Origin of the sequence: Pseudomonas sp. StFLB209 (assembly GCF_000829415.1) — a bacterium.
GTDB lineage: Bacteria > Pseudomonadota > Gammaproteobacteria > Pseudomonadales > Pseudomonadaceae > Aquipseudomonas.
In genome coordinates this window covers 4,477,623-4,503,599 of the sequence record NZ_AP014637.1, presented here as the reverse complement: position 1 = coordinate 4,503,599, position 25,977 = coordinate 4,477,623, and the positions used below count along the sequence as shown (strand labels likewise).

The following is a 25,977-nucleotide window of genomic DNA, read 5'->3' as shown; positions in this document are numbered from 1 at the left end:
TGTAGCTTTGGCCCTTGGCGCTGTAGCGCTTTCCCTGTAGAACGACACAACAGTTTCTGGCTTGTGGTTCGCTCATGGGTTTGCTTCGTTTATCACTGTTTGCCGCATCACTGGCCCTACTGAGCACCGTGCAATCAACGTGGGCTGCGCCGCAGCATGCACTGACCGTTTATGGTGAAGCGCCGCGTTACCCAGCGGGCTTCCTGCACTTCGATTACGTTAACCCCGATGCCCCCAAAGGCGGCAGTATGCGACGCTCGGCGCAGGAAATCGGCCAGTTCGATCATTTGATCCCGTATGTCGACAAAGGCATGGGCGTCGAGCAGGTCGACAAGTTGCTGTATGCGCCGCTGGCCGTGCGCTCGCTGGATGAACCCTTCACCGTCTATGGCCTGGTAGCACGACAAATGGAACGCAGTGCCGACGGACTATCGCTGCGCTTCTATATTGACCCTGATGCCCGCTTCGCCGACGGCACGCCGATCACTGCCAATGACGTGAAGTACACCTTCGAGTTGTTCATGAGCAAAGGCAAGCTCGATTACCGGACCCGCTTTGAGGCGGTCAAGGGGGTGCAAGTCGAGTCACCCGGCCAAGTGCGTTTCGATTTCAGCAACAACGAAAGCCGTACCCTGCCACTGGAACTGGCGTCGCTGCCGGTACTGCCCGAACATTGGTGGAAGACCCGCGACTTTGCTGGCGGCGCCGGCTTTGAAGTGCCGCCCGGCAGTGGGCCGTACAAGATCGGCAAGGTCGATGCAGGGCGCAGCATTACGTTCGAGCGCGACCCGCAGTGGTGGGGACGTGACAAGCCGGTCAGTCGCGGCCTGTACAACTTCGATTCGTTTCGCATCGAGTATTTCGGCGACACCGATGTGGCGCGTCAGGTATTGCTCGGCGGCGGTTACGATTACAACCGTGAATACTCCGCCACCGGCTACACCATTCGCTATAACGGCCAGGCCTTGAGTGAGGGTCGCCTGCAAAAGGCGCATCTGGCCAGCGACGCGATCCAGAACTCCCAGGGGTTTGTCTTCAACCTGGATCGACCAATGTTCCAGGACCGGCGAGTGCGTCAGGCACTGTCCATGCTGTGGGATTTCGAATGGACCAATCGGCAGATGATGCGCAACATGTACATCCGCCAGAGCAGCTACTTTTCCAACTCGCCCCTGGCGGCCACTCAACTGCCCTCGCCTCGCGAGCTGGAAATTCTTGAGCCGTTGCGCGGCCAGGTGCCTGATGAAGTATTCACTCAGGTATTCCAGCCACCGCGCACCGATGGCAGCGGCCTGATCCGCGACAAACAACTGCAGGCCCTGAGTTTGCTCAAGCAGGCGGGCTGGGAGCCGAAGGGCGACCAACTGGTCAATGCCCAGGGCGAGCCGCTGAGTTTCACGTTTCTCAACGCCCAATCAGGGATGGAGCGCCTGCTGCTGCCTTACAAGCGTACCCTGGCGCAGATCGGCATCCGCTTCGAGATCCGCCGCATCGACGCCGCGCAGTACCTGAACCGAGTCATGGCCCGCGACTATGACATGATTGTGATCGGCTATACCGTGAGCAACTCGCCGGGGATGGAGCTGTACAACAGCTTTGGCTCCAAGGTGGCCCGCGATGCTGGCTCCAGCAACTACATGGTGCTGCAGAACCCGGCGGTAGACAGCCTGATCGATGGCCTGGTCAAGGCCACCACCCAGGCTGACATGAGCGCTTATGCCCGCAGCCTGGACCGGGTATTGCAGTGGGGCTACTACTGGATTCCCAACTACTATCCGCCCGGCAGCTCTACAGTGTGGTGGAACCGCTTCGGCATTCCCAAAATCCAGGCGCGTAACAGCGAAGCCATTGAAACCTGGTGGGAAGTCAGCCCTACGGCGCTGACCGACGAGGAATTCGCCGCACGACGTGGTGCTTCGGCGCTGGTCAAGGAGATGCAGTAAATGCCGGGCTATATCCTGCGTCGCCTGCTGCTGATCATCCCGACCCTGCTGTGCATCCTGCTGGTCAATTTTTTCATTGTCCAGGCCGCACCGGGCGGGCCGGTGGAGCAAACCATCGCACGCCTGCAAGGGGTTGGCGGCGGCAGTGTGGGCAGCACCTCGGTCGAATCGGTGCACAGCGGCCAATCCCGCGCCTCCCGGGGGCTGGACCCGAAGCTGATCGAGGAAATCGAGCGCCAGTATGGCTTTGACAAACCGCTGCATGAGCGGCTGTGGCTGATGCTGGGTCACTATGCCCGGCTGGATTTCGGCAACAGCTTCTTTCGCGGAGCCTCAGTCACTGAACTGATCATGCAGAAGTTGCCGGTGTCATTGTCGCTAGGACTGTGGGCGACCCTGCTGACCTATCTAGTGTCGATCCCGCTGGGGATTCGCAAGGCGGTCAGGCACGGCAGCCACTTCGATGTCTGGAGCAGCACGCTGATCATCATCGGCTACGCCCTGCCGGCCTTTCTGGTCGCCATGCTGTTGGTGGTGCTGTTCTGCGGCGGCACCGCGCTGCACTGGTTTCCGGTGCGCGGCTTGGTCTCGGAGAACTTCGCCGAGCTATCGCTGACCGGCAAGATCGCCGACTACTTCTGGCACCTGGCGCTGCCGGTCACGTCGCTGGTGATCGGCGGTTTTGCCGCCCTGACCCTGTTGACCAAGAACGCCTTTCTCAACGAAGTCACCCGCCAGTATGTGACCACCGCCAGAGCCAAAGGCATGAGCGAACGGCGCGTGCTGTATGGCCATGTATTTCGCAATGCCATGTTGCTGGTGGTGGCCGGCATCCCGCAGGCGCTGATCACGGTGTTTTTTTCCGGCGCGCTGCTGATCGAAGTCATTTTCTCGCTTGATGGCCTGGGCCGCATGAGCTACGAGGCGGCGGTGGCGCGCGATTATCCGGTGGTGTTCGGCACGCTGTTCATCTTCACCCTGTTTGGCCTGCTGATCAAACTGGCCGGTGATATCTGCTACACCCTGGTCGATCCGCGCATCGACTTCAGTGCGAGGACTGTCTGATGCAGCGCCTGTCCCCTGTGGCCCGACGCCGGCTGGCGCGGTTTCGCGCCAACCGTCGCGGCTGGTGGTCGCTGTGGCTGTTCTGCGGGCTGTTCATGCTGACCCTGGGCGGCGAACTGATTGCCAACGACAAGCCGCTGGTGCTCAGCTATAAAGGCTCGCTGTATTTCCCGGTATTCAAGCGTTATACCGAGCAGGCATTTGGCGGCGAGTTGCCGTTTCAGCCTGATTACCGCAGCCAGTACGTGCAACAACAAATCGCCAAGGGCGACGGCTGGATGCTGTTCCCGCCCATCCCGTTCGGCGCCGACACACCCAATTATGACCTGAGCGTTCCGGCCCCAAGCCCACCGTCAGCGCAGAACTGGCTAGGCACCGATGATCAGTCGCGCGACGTATTGGCCAGGGTGATCTTTGGTGCCCGGATTTCGATCCTGTTCGCCTTGGCGCTGACCCTGATCAGCGCGGTGATTGGCATCGCTGCCGGCGCGCTGCAAGGCTATTACGGGGGCTGGACCGACCTGATAGGCCAGCGTCTGCAGGAGGTCTGGTCAGGCTTGCCGGTGCTTTACCTGCTGATCATTCTGTCCGGTTTCGTCGAGCCGGGCTTCTGGTGGCTGCTGGGAATCATGGCGCTGTTTTCCTGGCTGGCGCTGGTGGATGTGGTGCGGGCCGAGTTCTTGCGTGGGCGCAAGCTGGAATATGTGAAGGCCGCCCGCGCCCTGGGGCTCAGCGACCGGCGAGTGATCGTGCGGCATATCCTGCCCAACGCCATGAGCGCCACCCTGAGTTACCTGCCGTTCATTCTTACCGGCGCCATCACCACCCTCACGGCCCTGGACTTTCTCGGTTTCGGCATGCCGGCCGGCAGTGCATCGCTGGGCGAACTGATTGCCCAGAGCAAAACCAACCTGCAAGCACCCTGGCTGGGGCTGACCGCTTTCTTTGCTCTGGCGCTAATCCTCAGCTTGCTGGTGTTCATTGGCGAAGCGCTACGCGATGCCTTCGACCCGAGGTCTTGATATGCCGGATAATCTGATCGAAATCCGCGACCTGAACATCGCCTTTAACGGCCAGCCAGCGGTGTATAACCTCAGTCTGGATATACGCCCCGGCGAGTGTCTGGCGCTGGTTGGAGAGTCCGGTTCGGGCAAGTCGGTCACTGCCCATTCAATCCTGCAATTGCTGCCGCAAGCCGACACCCAGTGCAGCGGCAGCATTCGCTACCGTGGTCAGCAGTTGCTGGGCGCTGACGCAAAAACCCTGCGCCAGTTGCGCGGCAACCGCATCGCAATGATCTTCCAGGAGCCGATGACATCTCTCAACCCGTTGCACACCGTAGCCAAACAGATTGGCGAAACCCTGCTGCTGCACCGCGGCATCAGCGGACGCGAGGCGCAGCAGAGGATCGTTGAGCTACTGGAACTGGTCGGCATCCGCGAGCCGCAGAAACGCCTCAAGGCCTATCCGCATGAGCTGTCCGGCGGGCAGCGTCAGCGGGTGATGATTGCCATGGCGCTGGCCTGTGAACCGGAGCTGCTGATTGCCGATGAGCCCACCACCGCGCTGGACGTCACTGTCCAGCGCAAGATCCTGCTGCTGCTCAAAGACCTGCAGCAACGCCTGAACATGTCGCTGCTGCTGATCAGCCATGACCTGAACCTGGTCCACAGCGTGGCCCAGCGGGTGTGCGTGATGCAGGCCGGGCAAATTGTCGAACACAATGAATGCCAGAGCCTGTTCAAACAGCCGCAGCACCCTTATAGCCGCCTGTTGCTGGACGCCGAGCCGGCAGGTTTACCCGTCACCCGCCCCGCTCGCGAACCATTGCTGGAGGTCGAAAACCTGCGCGTGTGGTTCTCGCTGGCCGGCGGCTGGTTCGGCCGTCATAAGGAATACCTCAAGGCCGTGGACGACATCAGCCTGAGCGTCGAACGCGGCAAGACCCTGGGCATCGTGGGCGAATCCGGCTCAGGCAAGTCCACCCTCGGCCAGGCTATTTTGCGCCTGCTCGACTCCAGCGGCACGATCCGGTTTCGCGGCCAGGCCCTGGATGGCATGAGCCATAAACAGATGCGGCCGTGGCGCAAGCAAATGCAGGTGGTGTTTCAAGATCCTTACGGCAGCCTCAGCCCGCGCCTGTCAGTGGCGCAGATCATTGCTGAAGGCCTTCAAGCCCACACCCAACTCGACCCTGAGCAGTGCGACCAGCAGGTGATCCGGGCCTTGCAGGAAGTGGGGATCGACCCGGCCAGCCGGCATCGTTACCCTCATGAGTTTTCCGGTGGCCAGCGCCAACGCATCGCCATCGCCCGCGCGTTGGTGCTCAAGCCGGCATTCATTCTGCTCGACGAGCCGACTTCGGCACTGGATCGCACAGTCCAGAAGCAGGTGGTGAGCCTGTTGCGTGACCTGCAAGAAAAACATGACCTCACCTATCTGTTCATCAGCCACGACCTGAGCGTGGTCCGCGCGCTGGCCCACGACGTGCTGGTGCTCAAAGATGGGCGCGTGGTGGAGTACGGCAGCAGTGAAACGCTGTTCAATGCCCCACAACACCCCTATACCCGCGAGCTACTGGCGGCCGCGCACACCGGATAAGCGAGTCTGGCGATTAACGGGCGGCATGAACCATGAGTAGCTGTCGCAGCCAGCCGTGAGCCTGATCGCCATCCCGGCGTCGATGCCAGATCAACGAGAAGTCAAAGGGCTCGATGCACAGCGGCGGCTCGAAGATGCATAACCGTGGGTCGCGGGCGACGGCGTCCAGGCTGCGCCGGGCCACGGTCAGAATCAGATCGGTGCCGGCAATCAAATCGCTTGCCACGCCCCAATGCGGCAGTTGCACAGCAATCTGCCGCTGATGACCGGCGCGAGCCAGTGCCTGATCGACCTCGTTATCGGCTGTTGATCGCATCGCCAGCATCACGTGAGGTCGAGCCAGCCAGTCAGGCAGGCTCAACGCACTGCATGCCGGCACTGTCGAAGCGTCGGCCAGGCAGGCAAAATGCTCGCGAAACAGTGTGTGGCGATGTACCTCAGTGGGTGCGTGATCAGCGAAGACGCCAAGCGCCATGTCGACCTGGCCCTCCATCACATCAGCCAGCATTGCCTCACGGCTGGACTGACTGATCCGTAGCTCGACGCCGGGGGCAGCAGCGCGCAACTGCGGCACCAGCCCAGGCAACACCACCCGCGCACCGTAATCCGACATCGCCAAGCGAAACACACGCTGGGTATTGGACGGATCGAACTGCGGCGTATCGAGCAACGTGCCGAGCTGGCCCAATGCCTCATTCAGCGGCTGAAACAGCTCCGCAGCACGTGAGGTCAGTTCCAGCTTGCCACCGCGCCGGACCAGCAACGGGTCATCGAACAACTGGCGCAAGTGAGCCAAAGCATGACTGACCGCAGGCTGGCTCTTGTGCAAGCGTAAGGCGGCGCGAGAGATATGCTTCTCGATCAACAGCGCGTGCAGGGTCACCAGCAGGTTCAGATCAATACGTCGCAGATTATTCACCACAAGAATGAACCCTATCCTGAATTCGAATTTCCATTCAGCTAACTAATTAATCAAGATTCTGCTCCGACACAAGCTGGATTAACCAGGAGACGAGCATGAATGGTTCGCCGTCATTGACCGCAGCGCTGCTGGCCACCACTGCGTTGGCGGCAGGTGCGCTTATACCCTTTCAGGCTGGCAGCAATGCCGCACTGGGCCGCGCAATGGGCCATCCACTGTGGGCGACAGTCGCGTCTTTATTGATCAGCGTGCTGGTCGTCGTGCCAGCGCTGCTGGCCGCGCGGCCACCCTTGCCCGCCTTGAGCCAGGCCGCGGCGCTACCATTTTGGGCATGGTTGGGCGGTGTGGCGGGGGTCGTCTACATCACCTGCGCCCTGCTGCTGACACCTCGTCTGGGGGCAACCGGCTTCATTGCCTGCGTGATTGCCGGGCAGATGCTCAGCTCGCTGCTGATCGACCATTTCGGCCTGATGGGCTTAGCCGTCAAGGAGGCGAACAGCGGGCGCCTGGCCGGTATCGCCGTGATGTTTGTCGGTGTGCTGCTGGTGCAGTGGTTCACGGTGTCGGCCCCGCCCGCTGGTTGAAACGGGGCCTTGCTCGCTCAGGACTGTGTCGTGCCGGGTTCGTCGTCATCCTCCACCAGGCCCCACTGAGTCATGCTCGGGCTGGCGACCCCCACCGGCGCCGCTGGTGCTGCGGTCGGCGCGGCAGTCACGCCGCCCTCACCATGCAACTTGAGACGCAAGCGCACATTGTTCTTCGAGTCAGCATGCTTGATGGCTTCTTCTTCGCTGATCGCACCCTCCACCACCAGATTGAACAATGCCGAATCGAAGGTCTGCATGCCCAGGTTGCCGGACTTCTCCATGATGCTTTTCAGCTCGGTCAACTCGTTACGCTGAATCAAGTCGCGGATGGTCGGTGAGCCCATCATCACCTCGACCGCCGCGCGCCGCTTGCCGTCCGGGGTGCGCACCAGACGCTGGGAAACGAACGCTTTGAGGTTATTGCCCAAGTCATGCAGCAGTTGCGCACGGCGCTCTTCAGGGAAAAAGTTGATGATCCGGTCCAGCGCCTGGTTGGCGTTGTTGGCGTGCAAGGTCGAAATGGCCAGATGCCCGGTGTCAGCAAACGCCAGCGCATGCTCCATGGTTTCCCGGTCGCGGATCTCGCCGATCAGGATCACATCCGGTGCCTGGCGCAGGGTGTTCTTCAGCGCGTTATGAAAACTGCGGGTATCGACCCCGACCTCACGCTGGTTGATGATCGACTTCTTGTGCCGGTGAATGAATTCCACCGGGTCTTCGATGGTGATGATATGCCCGCTGGCATTGCGGTTGCGATAATCGATCAGTGCCGCCAAAGACGTCGATTTGCCTGAACCGGTGGCACCGACAAATAGCACCAGCCCATGCTTTTCCATCACCACATCAAGCAGCACTGGCGGCAGGTGCAGGTCTTCGAATTTCGGAATATCCAGCTTGATATTGCGCGCCACGATCGACACTTCGTTGCGCTGCTTGAAGATATTGATCCGAAACCGCCCGACCCCGGCCAGGGACACGGCCAGGTTCATTTCCAACTCACGCTCGAAGGCGGTTTTCTGCTCGTCATCCATGATCGCATCAGCGACCTTGGCCACTTCACCGGGCTTGAGCGTTTCAGTACCCAATGGCCGCAACACACCGTTGAACTTGGCGCAGGGTGGCGCGCCAGTAGACAGATAAAGGTCCGAACCGTCCTGAGTGGCCAGGGTCTTGAGTAATGCCTGAAAATCCATAATCGACACCGCAGGGGTAAAAAAGTAAGGCCGCTACACTGCTGAGCGTAGTAGACAGGCATAATGACAGCCTTTTGCGACAGGTAGCAGCGCCTCATGAAAGCCCAAGCCCGCCACATCCTGGTCAAGACCGCCGAAGAAGCCGAGCGCTTGAAACTGCAGTTGGCCAAGGGCGAAGCCTTCGATGTATTGGCCCGCAAACACTCGATCTGCCCCTCTGGCAAACGCGGCGGCGATTTGGGCGAGGTGCGACCCGGCCAGATGGTCGGCGCCATTGACCAGATCATCTTCAAGAAGCCACTGCGCACCGTACACGGGCCGGTGAAAAGCAAGTTCGGCTATCACTTGGTGCAGGTGTTCTACCGCGACTGACTCAAGATTCAGAGGCAGGTGGCGATTGCCGCAGCCCGCAACGCAATCTGGTCGCCGCCCTTGTGTGCGTAGAAACGCACCTCACTGCCACCACCCTGGCGGAGGACATCGGCAAAGTAACGGGTCTGGGTGGTAAATACCGTAAAGTTGCCGTCACCCTGGCGGTCCAGAAACACATCTGCCGAATCGCCGAACAGCTTGACGTCTTGCCAGGCGGCCTGGATGCACTGGGCCACCTCGGCGCTGGTTTTCTCGCTGGCCAGCGTTTTCAACGGCCCCTCGGAGCGCGCCGAATTCGACGGCGCGGCGCATCCGGCCAGCAGCACGGTCGCCATTATCAGAGTCGCGTATTTCATGACGAGCCCTTATCCCTGAAAAACGCCGAGTCTAACACTGCCAGCCGGTTTCAATCCTCGGCCAATTGCTCTTCAAACTCTTTCACGTATTTACCCGCCAACGCTTCTTTCTGTTTGTCGTCCAACAGTTTGCCGGCCATCTGGAAGAATTTCTGTTCCTCCTCCTTAAGATGGTGATGCACTTTATGGCTGAGCTTTTTCGCCGAGACCAGCCAGCTCGGGCTGGACATGTCGGTGGCGTCCAACTCTTCCATCAGTTCATCCATTTCGTTATGTTCGGCAATCGCATGACGGCTCAGGTCTACGCCATTGTCATGCTGCATCAGCGGCACGTAGAAATGCCGCTCCTCTGCGGTTTCATGCGCCTGCAGTTCATCCTTGAGCAGCCGATAAGCTTCGGCCCGCTCCTCACTGGCACCTTGGGTCTGAATCATGGCATCGGCATAACGGCGTTGACGATCGTGGCTTTCGCGCAGCGCTTCGAAGATGTTCAAGGGCAATACTCCTGACCAATGAAAAAGGTAGTCAGTGGCTAGACCGCTGCGGCGTGCGCTCAGTTCAAAGCGAAGCTGCAAGCGGTCACGTCGATGGCTGCATGACGACGAGCGTTTTCGTAGCGCTCGCTCTTGAGTTATAAAGCGAGGCTGTTGAGGACGCCCTCACCCATGACGGGACAGCATTTCGGGACGGCCCGATTCTTTGAACAGGAGAACCGGGCATGGCCTGGATATACCTCGTATTGGCGGGCATTCTGGAAATTGTCTGGGCCTTTACGATGAAACAGTCAGAAGGTTTCAGCAAACTCACCCCTACCCTCATCACCGCAGCGGCCATGATCGCCAGTATCGTGTTGCTATCGATCTCAATGCGCAGCCTGCCGCTGGGCACCGCCTACACCATCTGGACCGGCATCGGCGCGGTAGGCGCGTTCGTGGTTGGCATCACCGTGCTAGGCGAGCCGATGACCTTCCTGCGGATACTGGCGGCGGTACTGATTGTCAGCGGTCTGGTGCTGATGAAATTGTCGTCCAGCTGATTGAACGCAGGCAGGAACAAGGGATGTGGTTGAACAGCCAGCGATTTTCTTGCAACTCGGGGCAAAAAAACCGGTCGTGACCGCTGGGCAACTGGCTGCTGATAAAAACTGAATAAGGCGTTTTTGTCTGCGGTCACACTCCTTGTGCAATGAAGCATCTGACAAGGAGACAGCAATGACTATCGAAGCAGATACCCTCGTGCAACTGACCCTGGCTCTGCAGCAGCAAGGTCTGAAACGAATCGCGGATATCACCTTTATTCGCGCGCCTTATCGACATCATCAGCGTTGGATCTGCAGCGTCGAATGAGGACTTGACGGGCAGCGGATCTAAAACCGGTTGCCCGTCTTTATTTCTCAATCAACCCTTATTACGGTTTTTCGCATTGCCCTGGCGTGCCTTGAAACGCGGGTTGGACTTGCAGATCACATAGATTCGCCCGCGGCGTTTGACGATCTGGCAGTCGCGGTGACGGGCTTTGGCTTCCTTGAGCGATGACAACACTTTCATAAGATATACCCTCGGCTTTAAATGCAACAACATAACATCACAAACAGGAATCATTATCAACCAAAGGACGACACGATCTCCTGCTTTTACGTCAGCGCGCTTTACTTTGCCTGTCCGTTATTCCAAGCTGTGAGCCTTTATTTACGGGGCCTGGCAGCAAAAATCCGACGCCAGAAACGTGTCACGCACAGACGCGACTTCGTGATCTCGCACCACACTTAGCCAGGAATGGACACAAACGGATTTGACGACTTTTGCAGTCGTGAAGATTGGATCGCACCCACAACCAAGGCGCCGAGCAATGCTGGAATCTCTGGATACCATCAAGAGTGATCTTGAACAGACCGCAACGCATCTGGAGAGTCTTTCCATTGCCATGAGCGGGCACCTGATCTTCCTTAATCAGCGTGGCGGACACGTCGACGGGCTGGATGTGCAAGGGCACATCGCAGCCATTGAATCATCGGCCCAGGCACTGCGCAGTGCGGCGTTGCGGATTGATGAAAGCCAGCGGGCCGAGCCCTCTGCGGTTTATCCGCATCCCGAGGTATTGGCTTGATTGGTTAGCGCGGTCGCTCGATGGTCGAGGATCTACTCATCGTCCTCGAACTCGTCGGCGAACGGGTCGTGATCGTATTCATCGTCACCCTCTTGCTCCTCCTCAAATGAATCCGTGGCGAACTCGTGATCGAGCAGGTGATCGTGTTCAGGCTCGTGTTTGTAATCGTCATTGGCGGGCATGGCGGGCTTGCTCAGTTGGTACTCGGGCGGTTTGTATAGCCTTGTGGGGGTGGTGGGTCAACGTTGTTGCGTTAAGTGATCGATAACGAGTTGCCAACTGGGCGATCGAACCTGGCTCTTGATCATCGCCAGCCAAAACCGGCAGAGAATTGAAGTCAGTTCGAGGCACGTTGTTCAATAGTCTTAACAGCCACACGACGATCTGACTGAGCACAACTTGGCCGAAAACCAGATTCGAGCGTGGGCTATTGGACGCATGAACTGGCTACTCGCCGGCTCGCTACGCAGTAAAAGTAAGCTGCGGCGATCATTCGCTTGATCCCGTTCGCGCGGCTGAATGGTCATGCCCCATGCGCGTTTCTAAAGGATATTCTCACCCACCTGCCAATGCAGCAGGTTAGTGAGATTAGTTGTAGCTAACGTCGGGCTGATATTTTGACCTCTGCAGCTTTAGTGCCAAAATCCGATATCATTATCGACAGTTCAAAGTACTCAATCAGCGTCCCTTGCTCGCCACGATGCTCAACACTCAATACATAAACATGCTCTTCGTAAGCCAAACCCAGCTTGGATTTCAGCTTATCACCCGCCAATAGAAGATGCCGACTTCCTACTTTCTGCCCACGACATAACACCGCAATATCTTCTGCCGGGCCACCATAATTCTCCAGTTCCAACTCAACAGTTATGGTACTTTCACTTCTACTGGAAACAAAACCAAAAACTTAAACCTTGGTCTTTTTTCGTTATTCCTTCGTTCTCTTTCATACAAGAAACCGTCCAGTTCTGCCTGAAGCTGGCGACCTGCAATTGCGACCATCGCCTGCTGCTGCTCAACTGAGTGTCGAAGCTCTTCGGCTTGCAGCTCAAGTGCTGTTCTACTCTGGCGAAGCTCCTCGCCTTGCTGAAAGTAACCGATTACCAGCCATAGAAACGCAAGGGGCGCAAATGCCCCAGCAAGAAAATCACCCACGGCATTAATTTCCGTTTGGTAATTCCAAAGGCTTGGCAGTCGATTCCATGTCATAAGCAAAATTGCGAATACGTAAAAAAAAGTAATAAGAAACCCAATTCTTTGAAGCTTTTTACTCATTTTTACTACCCTAAATGAAGGCGGTGCCGATGATAGGACGCACCTTCACTCATTTCCACTTCTGCTGCAGCATAAAAAGCTCAATAACTCCCACATGCGAGTCGGTAACTCGGTGCCGACCGGCCATTGCAGGCCCTTCCACCTAGACTGACGTTGATGCAGGAAAAACCTCTATCCAAGCTGCCAGCACCAAAAATTTAGCTTGGCGCTGAGCGAGACCTGTCCGGCCAGGCTTCGAACAGAATTGGCGGGGAGCTGTCCGCCTGGCTACCTCGGCAACCGGGACGCTGGCTGGAAAGTTCTAGCTGGTAAGACATCTCCGTCGCAGAAGCGGCTTGAGGCACAGCTAAATGCAATAAGCTGAAACGGGATTCCGATACCAGTTACAAATGGAAAATGGTGTACAATGTCTCCAGTTGGATACATTCGCGCCATGACTTATGAAATTCGACAAACCAGATCGTTTGCCCACTGGCATGCATCCTTGCGCGACTTGGGTGCCAGAATCGCTGTTGCACGTCGCATTGAAAGAGCCGCAGCAGGCAATCTGGGTGATGTGAAAAGCGTAGGCGAAGGTATTTCGGAGCTACGTGTACATGTTGGCGCGGGCTACCGGGTCTATTTCACAACACGCAACCAGACACTCATCGTGCTACTGATCGGGGGTAGCAAATCAACCCAGTCTGCCGACATAAAGCAGGCGAAAGCTTTGGCAAAGGAGGTCCTGCCATGACCGATACCCTGTTGCCGTTCGATATGGCGGCACTGCTCGACAGTGATGAGGCAATCACCGAGTACCTGACCCAGGTGTTGGCCGATGGCGACACCGACGAACTCATCAGAGCCGTTTCCCATGTGGCCAAAGCCCGAGGCATGGCGCAAATTGCCAAAGATTCCGGGCTTGGCAGGGCCAGTCTTTACAAGGCCCTCGCTCCTGGAGCCAAACCACGCTTTGACACCATCATGAAAGTGATGCGCGCCCTCGGCATCGAACTTCATGTCAGACCCATGACACATCCTTGAATCAGGTTGTGCACAGCTTCGATTTTGCGACCGGCCCCAAGCAAAACAATGGGTAGCGCTGTGCAAAATGTCATCGAGAGGTGGTTACCCTGAGCGCCCTTACGTGTTCTCGCCCAGCAAGGGCGGGATGTGGATTCAGGAACCAAGTGTTACAATCCGCCACCTCAAACCTGTGCTCCAAGCTCTTGGCATCCGCGAACGTCGCCAATACGACACGCGCCATACCTACGCAACCATGTGCCTGATGTCTGGGATGAATCCTGCATTCATTGCCAGCCAATTGGGCCATAGCGTCGACATGCTGCTTTCCACTTACGCAAAATGGATTAGCTCAACCTCTGACTGGAGGGAGCTGGATAAGCTGGCGGTTCGAGTGTGATTGGCCCAAATTTGGCCCAAGACCGGCAGTGACACAGAAATACTCGCTTGAAACCCTTACAGGACCAGCTCTTGATCTCTACAGCAAACATCACCATGCAATTCGGACCCAAACCTCTGTTCGAGAACGTCTCGGTCAAGTTTGGTGCCGGTAACCGTTACGGCCTGATCGGCGCCAACGGCTGCGGCAAGTCCACCTTCATGAAGATCCTCGGTGGCGATCTGGAGCCTTCGGGCGGTCAGGTGATGCTCGAACCTAACGTGCGTCTGGGCAAGCTGCGTCAGGATCAGTTCGCCTATGAAGAATTCACTGTGCTCGACACCGTGATCATGGGTCATGAAGAGCTGTGGAAGGTCAAGGCCGAGCGTGATCGGATCTATTCGCTGCCGGAGATGAGCGAAGCAGACGGCATGGCCGTGGCGGAGCTTGAGACCGAGTTCGCCGAGATGGATGGCTACACCGCCGAATCGCGCGCCGGTGAGCTGTTGCTGGGTCTGGGTATCGGTATCGAGCTGCACAACGGGCCGATGACCGAAGTCGCGCCAGGCTGGAAGCTGCGGGTGTTGCTGGCCCAGGCGTTGTTCTCGGACCCGGAAGTGTTGCTGCTCGACGAGCCGACCAACCACCTGGACATCAACACCATTCGCTGGCTGGAGAACATCCTGACCCAGCGTAACAGCCTGATGATCATCATTTCCCACGACCGTCACTTCCTCAACAGCGTGTGCACCCACATGGCTGACCTGGATTACGGTGAGCTGCGCCTGTTCCCGGGCAACTATGATGAATACATGACCGCTGCGACCCAGTCGCGTGAGCAGTTGCTGGCCGACAACGCCAAGAAGAAGGCACAGATCGCCGAGCTGCAAACCTTCGTCAGCCGCTTCTCGGCCAACGCCTCCAAGGCCAAGCAAGCCACTTCACGGGCCAAGCAGATCGACAAGATCCAGCTGGCCGAGGTCAAGCCGTCGAGCCGGGTCAGCCCGTTCATTCGTTTCGACCAGACCAAGAAGCTCCACCGCCAGGCAGTCACGGTCGAGCGCATGGCCAAGGGTTTCGATGGCAAGACTCTGTTCAAGGATTTCAGCTTCACCGTCGAAGCCGGCGAGCGCGTTGCGATCATCGGCCCCAACGGTATCGGCAAGACCACCTTGCTGCGCACCCTGGTCAACGAGCTGACGCCGGATGCCGGCAGCATCAAGTGGACCGACTCGGCAGAGATTGGCTACTACGCCCAGGACCACGCCCACGACTTCGAAGACGACGTCACCCTGTTCGACTGGATGGGTCAGTGGACTCAAGGCGGCGAGCAACTGGTGCGTGGCACCCTTGGCCGGATGCTGTTCTCCAACGACGAAATCCAGAAGTCGGTGAAGGTGATTTCCGGTGGTGAGCAGGGCCGCATGCTGTTCGGCAAGCTGATCCTGCAAAAGCCTAACGTGCTGGTGATGGACGAACCGACCAACCACCTGGACATGGAATCGATCGAGGCGCTGAACCTGGCGCTGGAAAACTATCCGGGCACGCTGCTGTTCGTCAGCCACGACCGCGAGTTCGTCTCGTCGCTGGCCACGCGGATCATCGAGTTGTCAGCCGATGGCGTGATCGACTTCAGCGGCACTTACGATGATTATCTGCGCAGCCAGGGTGTAGTCATCTAAAAGGCGCCTTGAAGCATCTGGCGGCAGGTCCGGTTCAGCCCCTGCCGCCAGATTTCAACGCCGCGTTACAGGCTCAGGCCTGCGGGACGCGAACCATCTCGATCCACACCGCTCCTTTGCCCGATGGGGCTTCGCTGACCCGCTTCAATTCGCCCTCCTGGCCAATTGCATAACTGCCCACCGTGTCACTTTTTTCCCCGCTGACCAGCAACCATTGTCCATTAGGCGACACGGCGATATTGCGTGGCTGCTTTTCCTGCACGGCGTAGTTTTCCAGGAAGCTGACCCGGCCAGTGGCGGTGTCGACCTTGAATACCGAAACCGAGCTGCTGGCCCGTTCGCTGATAAACAACAGGTTGCCCTGCGGCGTGATGCGGATGTCGGCCGCCCAGATGCGCGGCGTCGGGTCGTCCTTCAGGTCGTTATTACGCGCGTCGCGCACTTCACCGTGGGCCAGCTTCAGCCGCTCGGGGATGCCTGCCGCTTCGTTGATCAGGCTCAGCGCCCCGCTGGTCTGATCAATCGCATAGCTGGTAACGCTGCCACTCATTTCGCCAACGACATAAACGAACTTGCCATCTGGCGAGAATGCCAGGTGGCGAGGCCCGCTATTGACGCTGGCATCGACCTGTCCGCTGCCGATGGGCACCAGGCTGCCTTGCGCGGTATCAAGACGGTACTGCAACACATGATCGACTCCCAGGTTGCCAGCGTAGGCAAACCGATTGCTCGGGTCGCTGCGCAGCGAATGGGCATGCAGGCCGGTTTTGTAAGTCTTGATCTGCGCGGCATCTGTGCTATCAACCGGCTGGATGCTCACCAGATCAGCACCGTAGGAGGCACCCAGCAGGTAGCGGCCGGTGTGGTCCAGTGACAGGTAAGCAAGGCTGTCAGCCAACGGGGCTTCAGAGAGCGTTTTCAAGTGGCCGCTGCCCGGCTCGATCTGGTAGCCCAGCACCTTGAAGGGTTTGGCGCGCAAGGCAGCGTACAGACGGCTGCCATCGAGTGAGGCGGCCAGTGGATTGACCTGTTCACCGGCGCGAATCTGTTGCACCAGACTCAAGGCGCCATTGCTTTCATCAAGGCGATATTGAGAGATCAGGCCATCAGCCGGGCTGGAGATATAGGCGAAAGTCGCGGCATGGGCATTGAGGCTCAAGCCGGCTGCGATAGCGAACAACAGGGGTTTGATCATGAAAGGCGCCTTTGTTGTTTTGATTGTTATCAGTCATCCTATGACCAAGTATCAACCAACGGCAATCCCCTTTTGATGAAATAGTTAGGGTGCTTTCCTTTGCCACCTGCCCACGCCATGATGAACCACGCCCACCCAGCCGCCAGCGAAGCCGTCTCATGCCTGTAACCCCCGCACAAACCGGCACCCTGCCCGTCACCCTGCAAATCGTCAGCATCGTGCTGTACACCTTCATCGCGTTCCTATGCGTTGGGCTGCCCATCGCAATCTTGCCCGGCTATGTCCATGACCAGTTGGGTTTCAGCGCCGTCGTCGCGGGGCTGGCGATTGGTGCGCAATACCTGACCACCCTGATGAGCCGCCCGCTGGCCGGGCGTATTACCGACAATCTGGGCAGCAAGCGGACCATCGTCTACGGCCTGGCGGGGTTCGTGCTCGGCGGCGCACTGACCCTGTTCGGCACGCTGAGCCAGTCGATTCCAGCACTCAGCCTGAGCCTGCTGATCGTGGCGCGGATGATCATGGGGGTGGCGCAGGGTTTTATCGGCGTGGGCACCATCAGTTGGTCAATTGCCAAAGTCGGCGTCGAGCACACGGCCCGCTCGATTTCCTGGAACGGTATTGCGTCGTACGGTGCCATCGCCATTGGCGCTCCGCTGGGCGTATTGATGATTGATCAGGTCGGTATTCACAGTCTGGGGGTGGCGCTGTTGGTCCTGGCCGGTAGTGGTTTGCTGCTGATTCGCCACAAGCCCTCGGTGCCGGTCATCAAGGGTGAACGGCTGCCCTACTGGTCGGTGTTCAGCCGTATTTCGCCCTATGGGCTGGCACTGACCCTGGCGTCCATCGGTTACGGCACCCTGACGACGTTCATTACGCTGTTCTACATCAGCCGTGGCTGGGAGGGGGCGGCCTGGTGTCTGACGTTGTTTGGCGTGTGCTTCATCCTTTCGCGGCTATTGTTTATCGGCGCAATCAATCGTCTGGGCGGCTTTCTGGCGGCGATGCTGTGCATGGGCGTGGAAGTGGTCGGCCTTGGCCTGTTGTGGCTGGCGCCCAATACCGGTTTTGCGCTGGCAGGCGCCGGCCTGACCGGCCTGGGGCTGTCACTGGTGTATCCGGCGCTCGGGGTTGAAGCGATCAAGCGCGTGCCGGCCACCAGCCGTTCAGCGGGGCTGAGTGCCTATGCCGTGTTTTTCGATCTGGCCATGGCGGTCGCCGGCCCGGTGATGGGGGCCATAGCCCTGGGCCAGGGCTATGGTTTGATCTTCTTCTACAGCGCCCTGCTCTCGCTGCTGGCGCTGGGACTGACCTGGTGGCTGTCGCGGCGGGTCTGACAGGCGCTGCTACACAACCATCCGCTTCAGCCACGAACGCCTGGTGCTGCGTTCGCGGCTGAAGCCGCTGCTACAAGTGCAAAGCCCCCGAATTATCCGCGAGGCTTGAACACCACTACACCGAGCGGCGGCAGGTTGAGCAGCAGCGATGCCGCCTGGCCGTGGCTGACCTGCTCTTGAGCCTGAACCTCGCCGGCGTTGCCGACATTGGAGCCGGCGTAGGTTTGCGAGTCGCTGTTGAGCAGTTCTTGCCATGCCCCCTCGAACGGTACGCCAACCCGGTAGCCCTCGCGTGGTACAGGGGTCAGGTTGCAGACCACCAGCAGCGGCTCACCACCTTTGCTCCAGCGCAGCCAGGCGTAGACGCTGTTGGCGTGGTCATCGCCGATCAGCCACTGAAAACCCATCGGTTCGGCGTCGCGCTCGTGTAGCGCCTTTTCTTCGCGGTACAGCCGGTTGAGGTCGCTGACGAGCTTCTTCACCCCGATATGCTCGGCGTATTGCAGCAGATACCAGTCCAGTTGCTCGTCGTGATTCCATTCGCGCCATTGGCCGAACTCACAGCCCATGAACAACAGCTTCTTGCCCGGATGGGTCCACATGAAGGCCAGGTAGGCGCGCAGGTTGGCGAACTTCTGCCAGCGGTCGCCAGGCATCTTGTCAATCAGCGAGCGCTTGCCGTGTACCACTTCGTCGTGGGAGATCGGCAGGATGAAACGCTCCGACCACGCGTACACCAGACCGAAACTCAGTTCGTTATGGTGGTGTGAGCGGTGCACCGGATCTTGCTGAATGTAATGCAGCGAGTCGTGCATCCAGCCCATGTTCCACTTGTAGTTGAAACCCAGGCCACCTTGTTCGGTGTGTTGGGTAACGCCGGGCCAGGCCGTGGATTCTTCGGCGATGACCAGCGCACCGGGGGCCTCGACTGCGACCACATCGTTGAGGTGGCGTAAAAAGTCGATGGCTTCCAGGTTTTCCCGACCGCCATAACGGTTCGGTACCCACTCCCCGGCCTTGCGGGAATAGTCGCGGTACAGCATCGAGGCCACCGCATCGACCCGCAGGCCGTCGATATGGAACTGCTTGAGCCAGTGCAGCGCCGAAGCCAGCATGAAGCCGTGCACTTCGGTACGGCCCAGGTTGTAGATCAGCGTGTCCCAGTCCTGGTGAAAGCCCTCTTGCGGGTTGCCGTACTCGTACAGCGCGGTGCCGTCAAATTGCGCCAGGCCGTGTTCGTCGGTAGGAAAATGCGCCGGTACCCAGTCGAGAATCACGCCGATTTCGGCCTGGTGGCAGGCGTTGACGAACGCCGCGAAGTCTTCTGGCGATCCATAGCGCGCAGTGGGAGCAAACTGCGCCAGCAGTTGATAGCCCCAGGAACCGCCGAATGGGTGCTCCATGATCGGCATCAGCTCGATATGGCTGAAGCCCAGTTCCTTGACGTAAGGGATCAAGCGGTCGGCCAGTTCCCGCCAGTTGTATTGCCGCCAGGCCGTGCCGTCCTCGTTCTGCTCCATCTGCCAGGAACCGGCATGCAGCTCGTAGATCGACAGTGGCGCAGCCGGCGAGTGGCGATCGGCGCGGCTGGCCAGCCAATCGTGGTCCTGCCAGTCAAACTGCAGCGGCGCGGCAACTTTCGAGGCGGTGTCTGGCGGCAAAGTGGTGGCGCGCGCCACCGGGTCGCATTTGAGCGGCAGAATGCCGTGGGCACCGAGGATCTCGTATTTGTAGACATCGCCAGGCTGCAGGCGCGGAATAAAGATCTCCCAGATGCCCGACGGATGACGCACGCGCATCGGGTGCCGGCGGCCATCCCAGTTGTTGAAGTCGCCAACCACCGACACGCGCCGGGCATTGGGTGCCCAGACCGCAAAGCGCACGCCTTGTACGCCATCAACGTTGATTACCTGAGCCCCCAGGCAGGCGCCAAGATCGCGGTGGTTGCCTTCCGAGAACAGGTAGATGTCCATCTCGCCCAGTTGCGGGCCAAAGCTGTACGGGTCTTCGGTGATGTGTTCGCCGCCGGCCCACTGCACTTTCAGCAGATACGGCTGCTTTTCAGCGAACTGGCCAACGAACAGGCCAGGCACTTCGCCCATGTGCAACTCGCCCAGCTCTTGCTCAGTGCCGCGGGCCAGCACTCGGACACTCAGGGCGCCGGGCAGGTAGGCACGAATGAACTGCCCGCCCTTGCCGTCGTCATGGGGGCCGAGAATGGCGAACGGATCGTGGTGCTCGGCACGGATCAAAGCTTCCGTGTCGACGGCAGCGGGCATTGGTTGGCGGCCCGCGCCGCTTTTGTCAGACGCATTCATTTCGACTCTCCATCGTTCAATTCCAGCAACCCACGTAGCCCTTGCCATAACCCTTGCAAAGGTACGGCCAACCAATCCGGGCGATTCTCGGCTTCGTAGATCACTTCGTATGCAGTTTTTTCCAGCGTAAACAGTTCCAGCGCTGCCGCCTCTCCCTGCGGGTCTTGCCAGGCATGCGCCAGGCCTTGGGTCGCCTTGCGATAGCCCTCAAGAAACGACTCGCGGGCCTGACGCAGATACTCACTCGCCACATGCTCACGCGCCGCAATCGCCTCTGCCGAGGTGTCCGCGCTCTGCGCGCTGCGCACGGCCATCGCCGCAGCGTAGTCGAACGAACGCAGTACGCCGCCAACATCCTTGAAAGGGCTGTATTTGCCACGGCGCTCATCCAGCGCACGCACCGGCTCGCCTTCAAAGTCGATCAGGTATGCATCTCCTTTTACCACCAGCACCTGACCCAGATGCAGGTCGCCGTGGACCCGCATGCGCAGCCCGCCCACAGAGGCCTTGGCCAGGGTCTGGACGTGTTTATCCAGCGCTTTACGACGGGTGAGCAGCTGTTCGACCAACAGCCAATCGGCAGGTTGCAAACTTTCGCGGCGCTGCTCGAGTAATTTCAGGGAATGGTCGAGTTGGGCCTGCACCCGTTTGGCTGTGGCCTGCGCTTCTTTGGTGCCCGTGTTTTCGGTGGCGAAATCGGGGTTGTCAGTCGGCGCCGCCAACACCTGATGCATCTCACCGAGTCGCTGACCCAGGGTACGGGAAAAATCGGCCAGTTCGGCCAAGGCGTTATAAGCCTGCTCCTGGCTGGCGGTGCGCCGCGTCAGCTCGTCGCGCACCGCACGCTCCAGGTTGTTCTGGGTCCATTCCCAGGCATCGCCCTGATTGTCCAGATAGCCTTGGGCGATCATCAGCAGGTGTGGCTGACCCTCCGTGCCGATGCGCTGCAGCGAGCCGAGCAGCGGTGAAATGTTCGGGTAGCCGGCGGCCGTCAAGTAGGCGCCCATTTCCAGTTCCGGGTGAACACCGGCGCTGACCTTGCGGATCATCTTCAGCACCAACGCTTCGCCCACCACCACCGAGCTGTTGGATTGCTCGGCCGACAAATAGCGCACGGTCGACTCCTGATCAAGGCCCAGCGGCTCAAGCCGGGCGGTGGCCTTGAACTGCAAGTCGCCCTCGCCGCTGTCGATCACGGTGCCGTCCTGCATCGCCTGAACCAGGTTACGGATGAAGGGCTCCAGGGTGAAGGCATCGGTGATCAGGCCGACCTGAGCACCGCGCCGCACCCGAGCCAGGGCCAATTGCTGGGGCAAGGCGCTGCTGATGTCGTCCTCGGCCAACAGGCCGAACGGCAACTGGTAGCGCTCGGTCTGGCCGCCAGCAGTCACCTCGATTTCACTGAGCAGCACCGGCCGCAGCCCGTCAGAGAAGCGCACCGCATGGGCGATATTGACCTTGTCGATGGGCTTGTCTTTGCTGGCGAACCAGCGCCGCTTGGGCAAGTAGACCGCCAGCGAAGTGTTTTCGATGGTGCCGCGCAGCGGTTGTTCGAGCAGCTCTTCCAGACGTTTCTTGAGTACCAGGGTCGGGAAGTCCGGCATGCTCTGCGCCGGTTCAACGTGCCAACTGGGCATTTGATTCTCCGCAGCGAGTAGAAACCAATGAAACCCGTAGGGGGCAAAGGTCAGCAGGTAAGTGAGCTGGCCAATGGGCGGAAACGCACTGCCGCCGAGCATTTCCACCGGCACCATGCCGGCGTAGGCCGACAAGTCCAGCTCCACCGCCTGGGCGGCGCTGGACATGTTGGCGACGCACAAAATGATCTCGGTGTGTCCGTCGGTACCGGTGTATTCCCGGGTGTAGGCCAGAATCCGTCGGTTGTTGGGCGACAACAGGTTCAGCGCACCACGGCCGAAGGCTTTTTGTTGTTTGCGTACTGCCAGCATGCGCCGGGTCCAGTTCAGCAATGAATGCGGGTCACGGTCCTGAGTCTCGACATTGACCGACTGAAAGCCGTACAACGGGTCCATGATTGGCGGCAATACCAGGCTGGCCGGGTCGGCGCGGGAAAAGCCGCCATTGCGGTCAATCGACCACTGCATGGGGGTACGCACCCCGTCGCGGTCGCCCAGATAGATATTGTCACCCATGCCCAGCTCATCACCGTAATACAGAGTCGGCGTGCCCGGCATCGACAACAGCATGCTGTTGAGCAGTTCGATCCGCCGCCGATCGCGCTCCACCAGTGGCGCAAGACGCCGCCGAATGCCCAGGTTGATCCGTGCCCGGCGGTCAGCGGCATAGTGGTTCCACAGGTAGTCACGCTCGCGGTCGGTGACCATCTCCAGGGTCAGCTCATCGTGATTGCGCAGGAAGATTGCCCACTGACAGTTGGCAGGAATCGCCGGCGTCTGGCTGAGGATATCGGTGATCGGGAAGCGGTCTTCCTGAGCCAGCGCCATGTACATGCGCGGCATCAGCGGGAAATGAAAGGCCATATGGCACTCATCGCCGTCGGCGCCGTTGCTGTCGCCGCCCTTTACGTCACCGCCCTTGATATCACCGCCCTTCACGTCACCGCCCTTGATATCACCGCCCTTCACGTCACCAAAGTACATCTGCGTGTCTTCAGGCCACTGATTGGCCTCGGCCAGCAGCATCCGGTCGGGATAATTGGCGTCGATTTCAGCGCGGATGCGCTTGAGCACCTGATGGGTCTCGGGCAGGTTTTCGTTGTTAGTACCATCGCGCTCGATCAGGTACGGGATGGCGTCCAGGCGCAAGCCGTCCACCCCCAGGTCGAGCCAGAAGCGCATCACCCCGAGCACCGCGTCCATCACCTGCGGGTTATCGAAATTCAGGTCTGGCTGATGAGAATAAAATCGGTGCCAGAAGTACTGACCGGCCACCGGGTCCCAGGTCCAGTTGGATTTCTCGGTGTCGAGAAAGATGATCCGCGTGCCCTCGTACTTTTGGTCAGTGTCGGACCACACATAGAAGTTGCGCGCTTTGGAGCCGGGCTTGGCATGCCGGGCGCGCTGGAACCACGGATGCTGGTCGGAGGTGTGGTTGATCACCAGTTCGGTGATCACCCGCAGCCCGCGCTTGTGCGCCTCACTGATAAAGCGCTTGGCATCGGCCATGCTGCCGTAGTCAGGATGCACAGCCCGATACTCGGCAATGTCGTAGCCGTCATCGCGCCGCGGCGAAGGATAGAACGGCAACACCCACAGGGTATTGACCCCCAGCCCGGCGATGTAATCGAGCTTGGCGATCAGGCCTGGAAAGTCCCCGATGCCGTCATCGTTGGAGTCGAAGAACGACTTGACGTGGACTTGGTAGATCACCGCATCCTTGTACCAGAGCGGGTCGTTGATGAAGCTGGCGGACCGCGTTTTTTGCGACTTTGACTTCGACTTCGGCATGGCGAACTCCCTTTGAACTACGTCGCGCTGATCCGCCAGATACCGAACGGCTGATAATGAGGATCGATGCGCATCCATTGCACCTTGCCGTACCAGGTCCAGCGGTGGCCGTTCATCAAGTCTTCGCCCTGTGTTTCGGCAGTGTCATGCAGCCCCATTTCCCAGAGCGGCAACTCGAAATGCGCTTCCTGGACGTTGTACGGATCAAGGCTGACCGCAACCAGGATGAAGTTGCTGCCGTCCTCGGTGCGCTTGCCGAAATACAGGATGTTGTCGTTCCAGACGGTATACAGCTTCAGGCCCAGATGGGTCTGCAAGGCCGGGTTCTGCCGACGAATCCGGTTGAGCTGGGCAATCTCGGCGATGATATTGCCCGGCGCGCTGAAGTCACGAACGCGGATCTGATACTTCTCCGAATCGAGGTATTCCTCCTTGCCAGGCAGCGGCGCCGACTCGCACAGTTCGAACCCCGAGTACATCCCCCACAACCCCGAGCCCATGGTGGCCAGCGCGGCGCGGATCAAAAACCCGGCGCGCCCGGAGTGATGCAGGAAATGCGGGTTGATGTCCGGTGTGTTGACGAAGAAGTTCGGCCGGTAGCAATCGCGCAGCGGCGCTTGGTTGAGCTGAGTGAAATACTCCGACAGCTCGGCCTTGTTGTTGCGCCAGGTGAAATAGGTGTAGCTCTGCGAATAGCCGACCTTGCCCAGCCGCGCCATCATCGCAGGCTTGGTGAAGGCCTCGGCGAGGAACATGACGTCGGGGTACTTGCGGCGCACATCATCGATCAGCCACTCCCAGAACGGCAGCGGCTTGGTGTGCGGGTTATCCACGCGGTAGATCTTCACACCTTCCGCGACCCAGCCAAGAATAATGTCGCGCAGTTCCAGCCACAGCGCAGGAATGGCGTCGGGTGCGTAGAAATCGACGTTGACGATGTCCTGGTATTTCTTCGGCGGGTTTTCCGCGTAGCGAATGGTGCCGTCCGGGCGCCAGCTGAACCAGCCAGGATGCTGCTCAAGCCACGGGTGATCCTGGGAACACTGAATGGCGAAATCCAGGGCGATTTCCAGCCCGTGTTCTGCCGCCGCAGCAACCAGAGCGCGAAAGTCCTCGCGGCTGCCCAGTTGCGGATGAATCGCCTCATGGCCGCCATCGGGGCTGCCGATGGCGTACGGGCTGCCCGGATCATCGGGGCCTGCGGTCAGCGAGTTGTTCGGCCCCTTTCGATGCGCGCGGCCGATCGGGTGAATGGGCGGGAAATACAGCACGTCGAAGCCCATGTCACGGATCATCGGCAGCCGCGCATGCACGTCATTGAATGTCCCGTGGCGCTGTGGGTCATCGGTGATCGAACGGGGAAACAGCTCGTACCAGCTGGCAAACTGCGCCAGCTCACGTTCCACATCCACCGGAAATTGCGGGCTGATGCTCAGGTAGCCACGGTTATCCGCCTGGGCCATCAACGCCGCTGTTTCACTGCGCAGAAACAGCTCAACCCGGTGCTGCGCATCCTGGCCCTCAAAGCGTTGCAGCAGCGCCTGAAGCTGTTCGCGCAAGGCGCCCTGGCTGCGTTCAGCAGCGTGTTGCAGATGAATACGCCCCTCTTCCAGTTCAAGCTCGACCGGTACCCCGGCTGCATGCTTTTTTTCCAGCTCGTAGCGATAGCTGGCGAACTGATCGATCCAGGCTTCGAGCCGAAATACATAGCGGTCGACCGAGCCTGGGGTAAAGCGCCCCTGCCAGCCATCGTTGCCCAGCTCACGCATGCGCACACTGTGCCACTGCTCATCGCCCTCGGCACGCCAGCTCAATTGCACCGCCAGCTTGTCATGGCCGTCGGCGTAGACCTTGCTGGTCACATGGACCGGCTGGCCGACGATAGCCTTGACGGCGAAGCGCCCCGCTTCGAGCACCGGCGTGGTGTCTTCAATCACCACCCTGGGCAGTTGCAGCGCCTGGGTCAGTGACAGCGGCCGATTGACTTGCGAAACGACAAAGGCCTGGGCATCCGGACCGTAAGACTGTTGATTCATCGAGCCTCTCTCCTTACGCCTCTGGGACGCTCCGTTGAAGTTGAATGAGCTGCGCTCTTGAACAGGACCTGCGCGACGGCGGCCGCAAAGATTCCGAACGACCTGCATATGGAAAGTTCAAAGGTTTTAACGCCGTTGCCGATAGCCTCCGGTGCGCTCTGGGCATAGGTTCTTAACCTG

26 protein-coding genes are annotated in these 25,977 nt (G+C 59.4%); 14 read left to right on the top strand and 12 right to left on the bottom strand.

The window, feature by feature from the left end; genetic code table 11:
• Positions 1-74: 74 nt before the first annotated feature.
• Genes PSCI_RS20265 through PSCI_RS20250 form a run of 4 tightly spaced genes read left to right on the top strand, consistent with a single transcriptional unit; the run spans position 75 to position 5,609 of the window.
• Positions 75-1,943, top strand: coding sequence for an extracellular solute-binding protein (locus PSCI_RS20265; protein WP_045490518.1), 1,869 nt, complete (start codon positions 75-77; stop codon positions 1,941-1,943).
• Positions 1,944-3,008, top strand: a complete 1,065-nt coding sequence (locus PSCI_RS20260; RefSeq protein WP_045490517.1) for a microcin C ABC transporter permease YejB — start codon at positions 1,944-1,946, stop codon at positions 3,006-3,008.
• A complete protein-coding gene (locus PSCI_RS20255; RefSeq protein WP_045490516.1) occupies positions 3,008-4,030 on the top strand; it encodes an ABC transporter permease in 1,023 nt (340 codons plus the stop codon). Before PSCI_RS20260 ends, PSCI_RS20255 begins: the two co-directional genes overlap by 1 nt.
• Before the next feature lies 1 nt (position 4,031).
• A complete protein-coding gene (locus PSCI_RS20250) occupies positions 4,032-5,609 on the top strand; it encodes an ABC transporter ATP-binding protein (protein WP_045490514.1) in 1,578 nt (525 codons plus the stop codon).
• A gap of 13 nt (positions 5,610-5,622) precedes the next feature.
• On the opposite strand, the gene PSCI_RS20245 is transcribed toward PSCI_RS20250, so the two are convergent.
• Positions 5,623-6,528 carry a LysR family transcriptional regulator gene (locus PSCI_RS20245; RefSeq protein ID WP_045490513.1) on the bottom strand — a complete coding sequence of 302 codons (906 nt, stop codon included), beginning with the start codon at positions 6,526-6,528 and terminating at the stop codon, positions 5,623-5,625.
• Positions 6,529-6,626: 98 nt separating this feature from the next.
• Here PSCI_RS20245 and PSCI_RS20240 point away from each other — a divergent pair, with 98 nt between their 5' ends.
• Positions 6,627-7,115, top strand: coding sequence for a DMT family transporter (locus tag PSCI_RS20240; RefSeq protein WP_045490512.1), 489 nt, complete (start codon positions 6,627-6,629; stop codon positions 7,113-7,115).
• 17 nt (positions 7,116-7,132) lie between these two features.
• On the opposite strand, the gene PSCI_RS20235 is transcribed toward PSCI_RS20240, so the two are convergent.
• Complete coding sequence (locus PSCI_RS20235) at positions 7,133-8,311, bottom strand: PilT/PilU family type 4a pilus ATPase (RefSeq protein ID WP_045490511.1); 1,179 nt, start codon at positions 8,309-8,311, stop codon at positions 7,133-7,135.
• 96 nt (positions 8,312-8,407) lie between these two features.
• Between PSCI_RS20235 and PSCI_RS20230 the strand changes: the two genes are divergently transcribed.
• Positions 8,408-8,683 carry a peptidylprolyl isomerase gene (locus PSCI_RS20230; RefSeq protein WP_045490510.1) on the top strand — a complete coding sequence of 92 codons (276 nt, stop codon included), beginning with the start codon at positions 8,408-8,410 and terminating at the stop codon, positions 8,681-8,683.
• 8 nt (positions 8,684-8,691) lie between these two features.
• Here the strand turns inward: PSCI_RS20230 and PSCI_RS20225 are convergent, their stop codons facing one another.
• Complete coding sequence (locus tag PSCI_RS20225; RefSeq protein WP_045490508.1) at positions 8,692-9,039, bottom strand: hypothetical protein; 348 nt, start codon at positions 9,037-9,039, stop codon at positions 8,692-8,694.
• 50 nt (positions 9,040-9,089) lie between these two features.
• Complete coding sequence (locus PSCI_RS20220) at positions 9,090-9,533, bottom strand: hemerythrin domain-containing protein (protein WP_045490506.1); 444 nt, start codon at positions 9,531-9,533, stop codon at positions 9,090-9,092.
• 224 nt (positions 9,534-9,757) lie between these two features.
• On the opposite strand from PSCI_RS20220, the gene PSCI_RS20215 reads away from it, so the two are divergent.
• Both PSCI_RS20215 and PSCI_RS30000 read left to right on the top strand, forming a co-directional pair.
• Positions 9,758-10,075 (top strand): DMT family transporter, encoded by a 318-nt coding sequence (locus tag PSCI_RS20215; protein WP_045490504.1) that lies wholly within the window; start codon positions 9,758-9,760, stop codon positions 10,073-10,075.
• Between the two features lie 175 nt (positions 10,076-10,250).
• Positions 10,251-10,385 (top strand): hypothetical protein, encoded by a 135-nt coding sequence (locus tag PSCI_RS30000; RefSeq protein ID WP_257105868.1) that lies wholly within the window; start codon positions 10,251-10,253, stop codon positions 10,383-10,385.
• Positions 10,386-10,436: 51 nt separating this feature from the next.
• Here the strand turns inward: PSCI_RS30000 and ykgO are convergent, their stop codons facing one another.
• Positions 10,437-10,586 carry a type B 50S ribosomal protein L36 gene (gene ykgO / locus PSCI_RS20210; protein WP_045490502.1) on the bottom strand — a complete coding sequence of 50 codons (150 nt, stop codon included), beginning with the start codon at positions 10,584-10,586 and terminating at the stop codon, positions 10,437-10,439.
• 301 nt (positions 10,587-10,887) lie between these two features.
• Here ykgO and PSCI_RS20205 point away from each other — a divergent pair, with 301 nt between their 5' ends.
• On the top strand, positions 10,888-11,145 hold the full coding sequence (locus tag PSCI_RS20205) for a hypothetical protein (protein ID WP_052483445.1): 258 nt from the start codon (positions 10,888-10,890) through the stop codon (positions 11,143-11,145).
• A gap of 32 nt (positions 11,146-11,177) precedes the next feature.
• On the opposite strand, the gene PSCI_RS29550 is transcribed toward PSCI_RS20205, so the two are convergent.
• From PSCI_RS29550 to PSCI_RS20200, 3 genes are all read right to left on the bottom strand, one after another.
• The gene (locus PSCI_RS29550) at positions 11,178-11,327 is read right to left on the bottom strand and encodes a hypothetical protein (RefSeq protein ID WP_173426693.1); all 150 of its coding nucleotides are present in this window, start codon (positions 11,325-11,327) and stop codon (positions 11,178-11,180) included.
• Positions 11,328-11,743: 416 nt separating this feature from the next.
• Positions 11,744-12,004, bottom strand: coding sequence for a hypothetical protein (locus PSCI_RS29185; RefSeq protein ID WP_144403291.1), 261 nt, complete (start codon positions 12,002-12,004; stop codon positions 11,744-11,746).
• 8 nt (positions 12,005-12,012) lie between these two features.
• A complete protein-coding gene (locus tag PSCI_RS20200; protein ID WP_052483442.1) occupies positions 12,013-12,420 on the bottom strand; it encodes a hypothetical protein in 408 nt (135 codons plus the stop codon).
• A 433-nt stretch (positions 12,421-12,853) separates the two neighbouring features.
• On the opposite strand from PSCI_RS20200, the gene PSCI_RS20195 reads away from it, so the two are divergent.
• The 4 genes from PSCI_RS20195 to PSCI_RS20180 all read left to right on the top strand — a co-directional run bounded on the left by PSCI_RS20195 (position 12,854) and on the right by PSCI_RS20180 (position 15,483).
• Entirely contained in the window at positions 12,854-13,153 is a 300-nt protein-coding gene (locus PSCI_RS20195) for a type II toxin-antitoxin system RelE/ParE family toxin (protein WP_045494637.1), read from the top strand.
• Positions 13,150-13,443 carry an addiction module antidote protein gene (locus PSCI_RS20190; protein WP_045490500.1) on the top strand — a complete coding sequence of 98 codons (294 nt, stop codon included), beginning with the start codon at positions 13,150-13,152 and terminating at the stop codon, positions 13,441-13,443. Before PSCI_RS20195 ends, PSCI_RS20190 begins: the two co-directional genes overlap by 4 nt.
• Positions 13,444-13,510: 67 nt before the next feature.
• The gene (locus tag PSCI_RS30055; RefSeq protein WP_331711508.1) at positions 13,511-13,822 is read left to right on the top strand and encodes an integrase; all 312 of its coding nucleotides are present in this window, start codon (positions 13,511-13,513) and stop codon (positions 13,820-13,822) included.
• 71 nt (positions 13,823-13,893) lie between these two features.
• The gene (locus tag PSCI_RS20180) at positions 13,894-15,483 is read left to right on the top strand and encodes an ABC-F family ATPase (protein WP_084710042.1); all 1,590 of its coding nucleotides are present in this window, start codon (positions 13,894-13,896) and stop codon (positions 15,481-15,483) included.
• A 73-nt stretch (positions 15,484-15,556) separates the two neighbouring features.
• On the opposite strand, the gene PSCI_RS20175 is transcribed toward PSCI_RS20180, so the two are convergent.
• The gene (locus PSCI_RS20175; protein ID WP_045490490.1) at positions 15,557-16,678 is read right to left on the bottom strand and encodes a lactonase family protein; all 1,122 of its coding nucleotides are present in this window, start codon (positions 16,676-16,678) and stop codon (positions 15,557-15,559) included.
• Positions 16,679-16,836: 158 nt separating this feature from the next.
• Here PSCI_RS20175 and PSCI_RS20170 point away from each other — a divergent pair, with 158 nt between their 5' ends.
• Positions 16,837-18,015, top strand: coding sequence for an MFS transporter (locus PSCI_RS20170; RefSeq protein ID WP_045490488.1), 1,179 nt, complete (start codon positions 16,837-16,839; stop codon positions 18,013-18,015).
• A 92-nt stretch (positions 18,016-18,107) separates the two neighbouring features.
• On the opposite strand, the gene glgB is transcribed toward PSCI_RS20170, so the two are convergent.
• The 3 genes from glgB to PSCI_RS20155 are packed head-to-tail and all read right to left on the bottom strand — an operon-like array spanning position 18,108 to position 25,797.
• Positions 18,108-20,333, bottom strand: a complete 2,226-nt coding sequence (gene glgB, locus PSCI_RS20165; RefSeq protein WP_045490487.1) for a 1,4-alpha-glucan branching protein GlgB — start codon at positions 20,331-20,333, stop codon at positions 18,108-18,110.
• Positions 20,330-23,761, bottom strand: coding sequence for a putative maltokinase (locus tag PSCI_RS20160; protein WP_045490486.1), 3,432 nt, complete (start codon positions 23,759-23,761; stop codon positions 20,330-20,332). The genes glgB and PSCI_RS20160 overlap by 4 nt, the downstream gene beginning before the upstream one ends.
• A 17-nt stretch (positions 23,762-23,778) precedes the next feature.
• Entirely contained in the window at positions 23,779-25,797 is a 2,019-nt protein-coding gene (locus tag PSCI_RS20155) for an alpha-1,4-glucan--maltose-1-phosphate maltosyltransferase (RefSeq protein WP_045490485.1), read from the bottom strand.
• Positions 25,798-25,977: the final 180 nt, after the last annotated feature.

What these genes read in the sequence shown, in the direction of transcription:
- PSCI_RS30000 (WP_257105868.1), top strand. Translation starts at nt 10,251, where the DNA reads ATGACTATCGAAGCAGATACCCTCGTGCAACTGACCCTGGCTCTGCAG.
- PSCI_RS20190 (WP_045490500.1), top strand. Translation starts at nt 13,150, where the DNA reads ATGACCGATACCCTGTTGCCGTTCGATATGGCGGCACTGCTCGACAGT.
- PSCI_RS20160 (WP_045490486.1), bottom strand. Translation starts at nt 23,761, where the DNA reads ATGCCGAAGTCGAAGTCAAAGTCGCAAAAAACGCGGTCCGCCAGCTTC.
- PSCI_RS20250 (WP_045490514.1), top strand. Translation starts at nt 4,032, where the DNA reads ATGCCGGATAATCTGATCGAAATCCGCGACCTGAACATCGCCTTTAAC.
- PSCI_RS20235 (WP_045490511.1), bottom strand. Translation starts at nt 8,311, where the DNA reads ATGGATTTTCAGGCATTACTCAAGACCCTGGCCACTCAGGACGGTTCG.
- PSCI_RS20240 (WP_045490512.1), top strand. Translation starts at nt 6,627, where the DNA reads ATGAATGGTTCGCCGTCATTGACCGCAGCGCTGCTGGCCACCACTGCG.
- PSCI_RS20200 (WP_052483442.1), bottom strand. Translation starts at nt 12,420, where the DNA reads ATGAGTAAAAAGCTTCAAAGAATTGGGTTTCTTATTACTTTTTTTTAC.
- PSCI_RS20260 (WP_045490517.1), top strand. Translation starts at nt 1,944, where the DNA reads ATGCCGGGCTATATCCTGCGTCGCCTGCTGCTGATCATCCCGACCCTG.
- PSCI_RS20155 (WP_045490485.1), bottom strand. Translation starts at nt 25,797, where the DNA reads ATGAATCAACAGTCTTACGGTCCGGATGCCCAGGCCTTTGTCGTTTCG.
- PSCI_RS20205 (WP_052483445.1), top strand. Translation starts at nt 10,888, where the DNA reads ATGCTGGAATCTCTGGATACCATCAAGAGTGATCTTGAACAGACCGCA.
- PSCI_RS20230 (WP_045490510.1), top strand. Translation starts at nt 8,408, where the DNA reads ATGAAAGCCCAAGCCCGCCACATCCTGGTCAAGACCGCCGAAGAAGCC.
- PSCI_RS20225 (WP_045490508.1), bottom strand. Translation starts at nt 9,039, where the DNA reads ATGAAATACGCGACTCTGATAATGGCGACCGTGCTGCTGGCCGGATGC.
- PSCI_RS29550 (WP_173426693.1), bottom strand. Translation starts at nt 11,327, where the DNA reads ATGCCCGCCAATGACGATTACAAACACGAGCCTGAACACGATCACCTG.
- PSCI_RS20215 (WP_045490504.1), top strand. Translation starts at nt 9,758, where the DNA reads ATGGCCTGGATATACCTCGTATTGGCGGGCATTCTGGAAATTGTCTGG.
- PSCI_RS20170 (WP_045490488.1), top strand. Translation starts at nt 16,837, where the DNA reads ATGCCTGTAACCCCCGCACAAACCGGCACCCTGCCCGTCACCCTGCAA.
- PSCI_RS20175 (WP_045490490.1), bottom strand. Translation starts at nt 16,678, where the DNA reads ATGATCAAACCCCTGTTGTTCGCTATCGCAGCCGGCTTGAGCCTCAAT.
- PSCI_RS20195 (WP_045494637.1), top strand. Translation starts at nt 12,854, where the DNA reads ATGACTTATGAAATTCGACAAACCAGATCGTTTGCCCACTGGCATGCA.
- ykgO (WP_045490502.1), bottom strand. Translation starts at nt 10,586, where the DNA reads ATGAAAGTGTTGTCATCGCTCAAGGAAGCCAAAGCCCGTCACCGCGAC.
- PSCI_RS20265 (WP_045490518.1), top strand. Translation starts at nt 75, where the DNA reads ATGGGTTTGCTTCGTTTATCACTGTTTGCCGCATCACTGGCCCTACTG.
- PSCI_RS30055 (WP_331711508.1), top strand. Translation starts at nt 13,511, where the DNA reads ATGTCATCGAGAGGTGGTTACCCTGAGCGCCCTTACGTGTTCTCGCCC.
- glgB (WP_045490487.1), bottom strand. Translation starts at nt 20,333, where the DNA reads ATGAATGCGTCTGACAAAAGCGGCGCGGGCCGCCAACCAATGCCCGCT.
- PSCI_RS20255 (WP_045490516.1), top strand. Translation starts at nt 3,008, where the DNA reads ATGCAGCGCCTGTCCCCTGTGGCCCGACGCCGGCTGGCGCGGTTTCGC.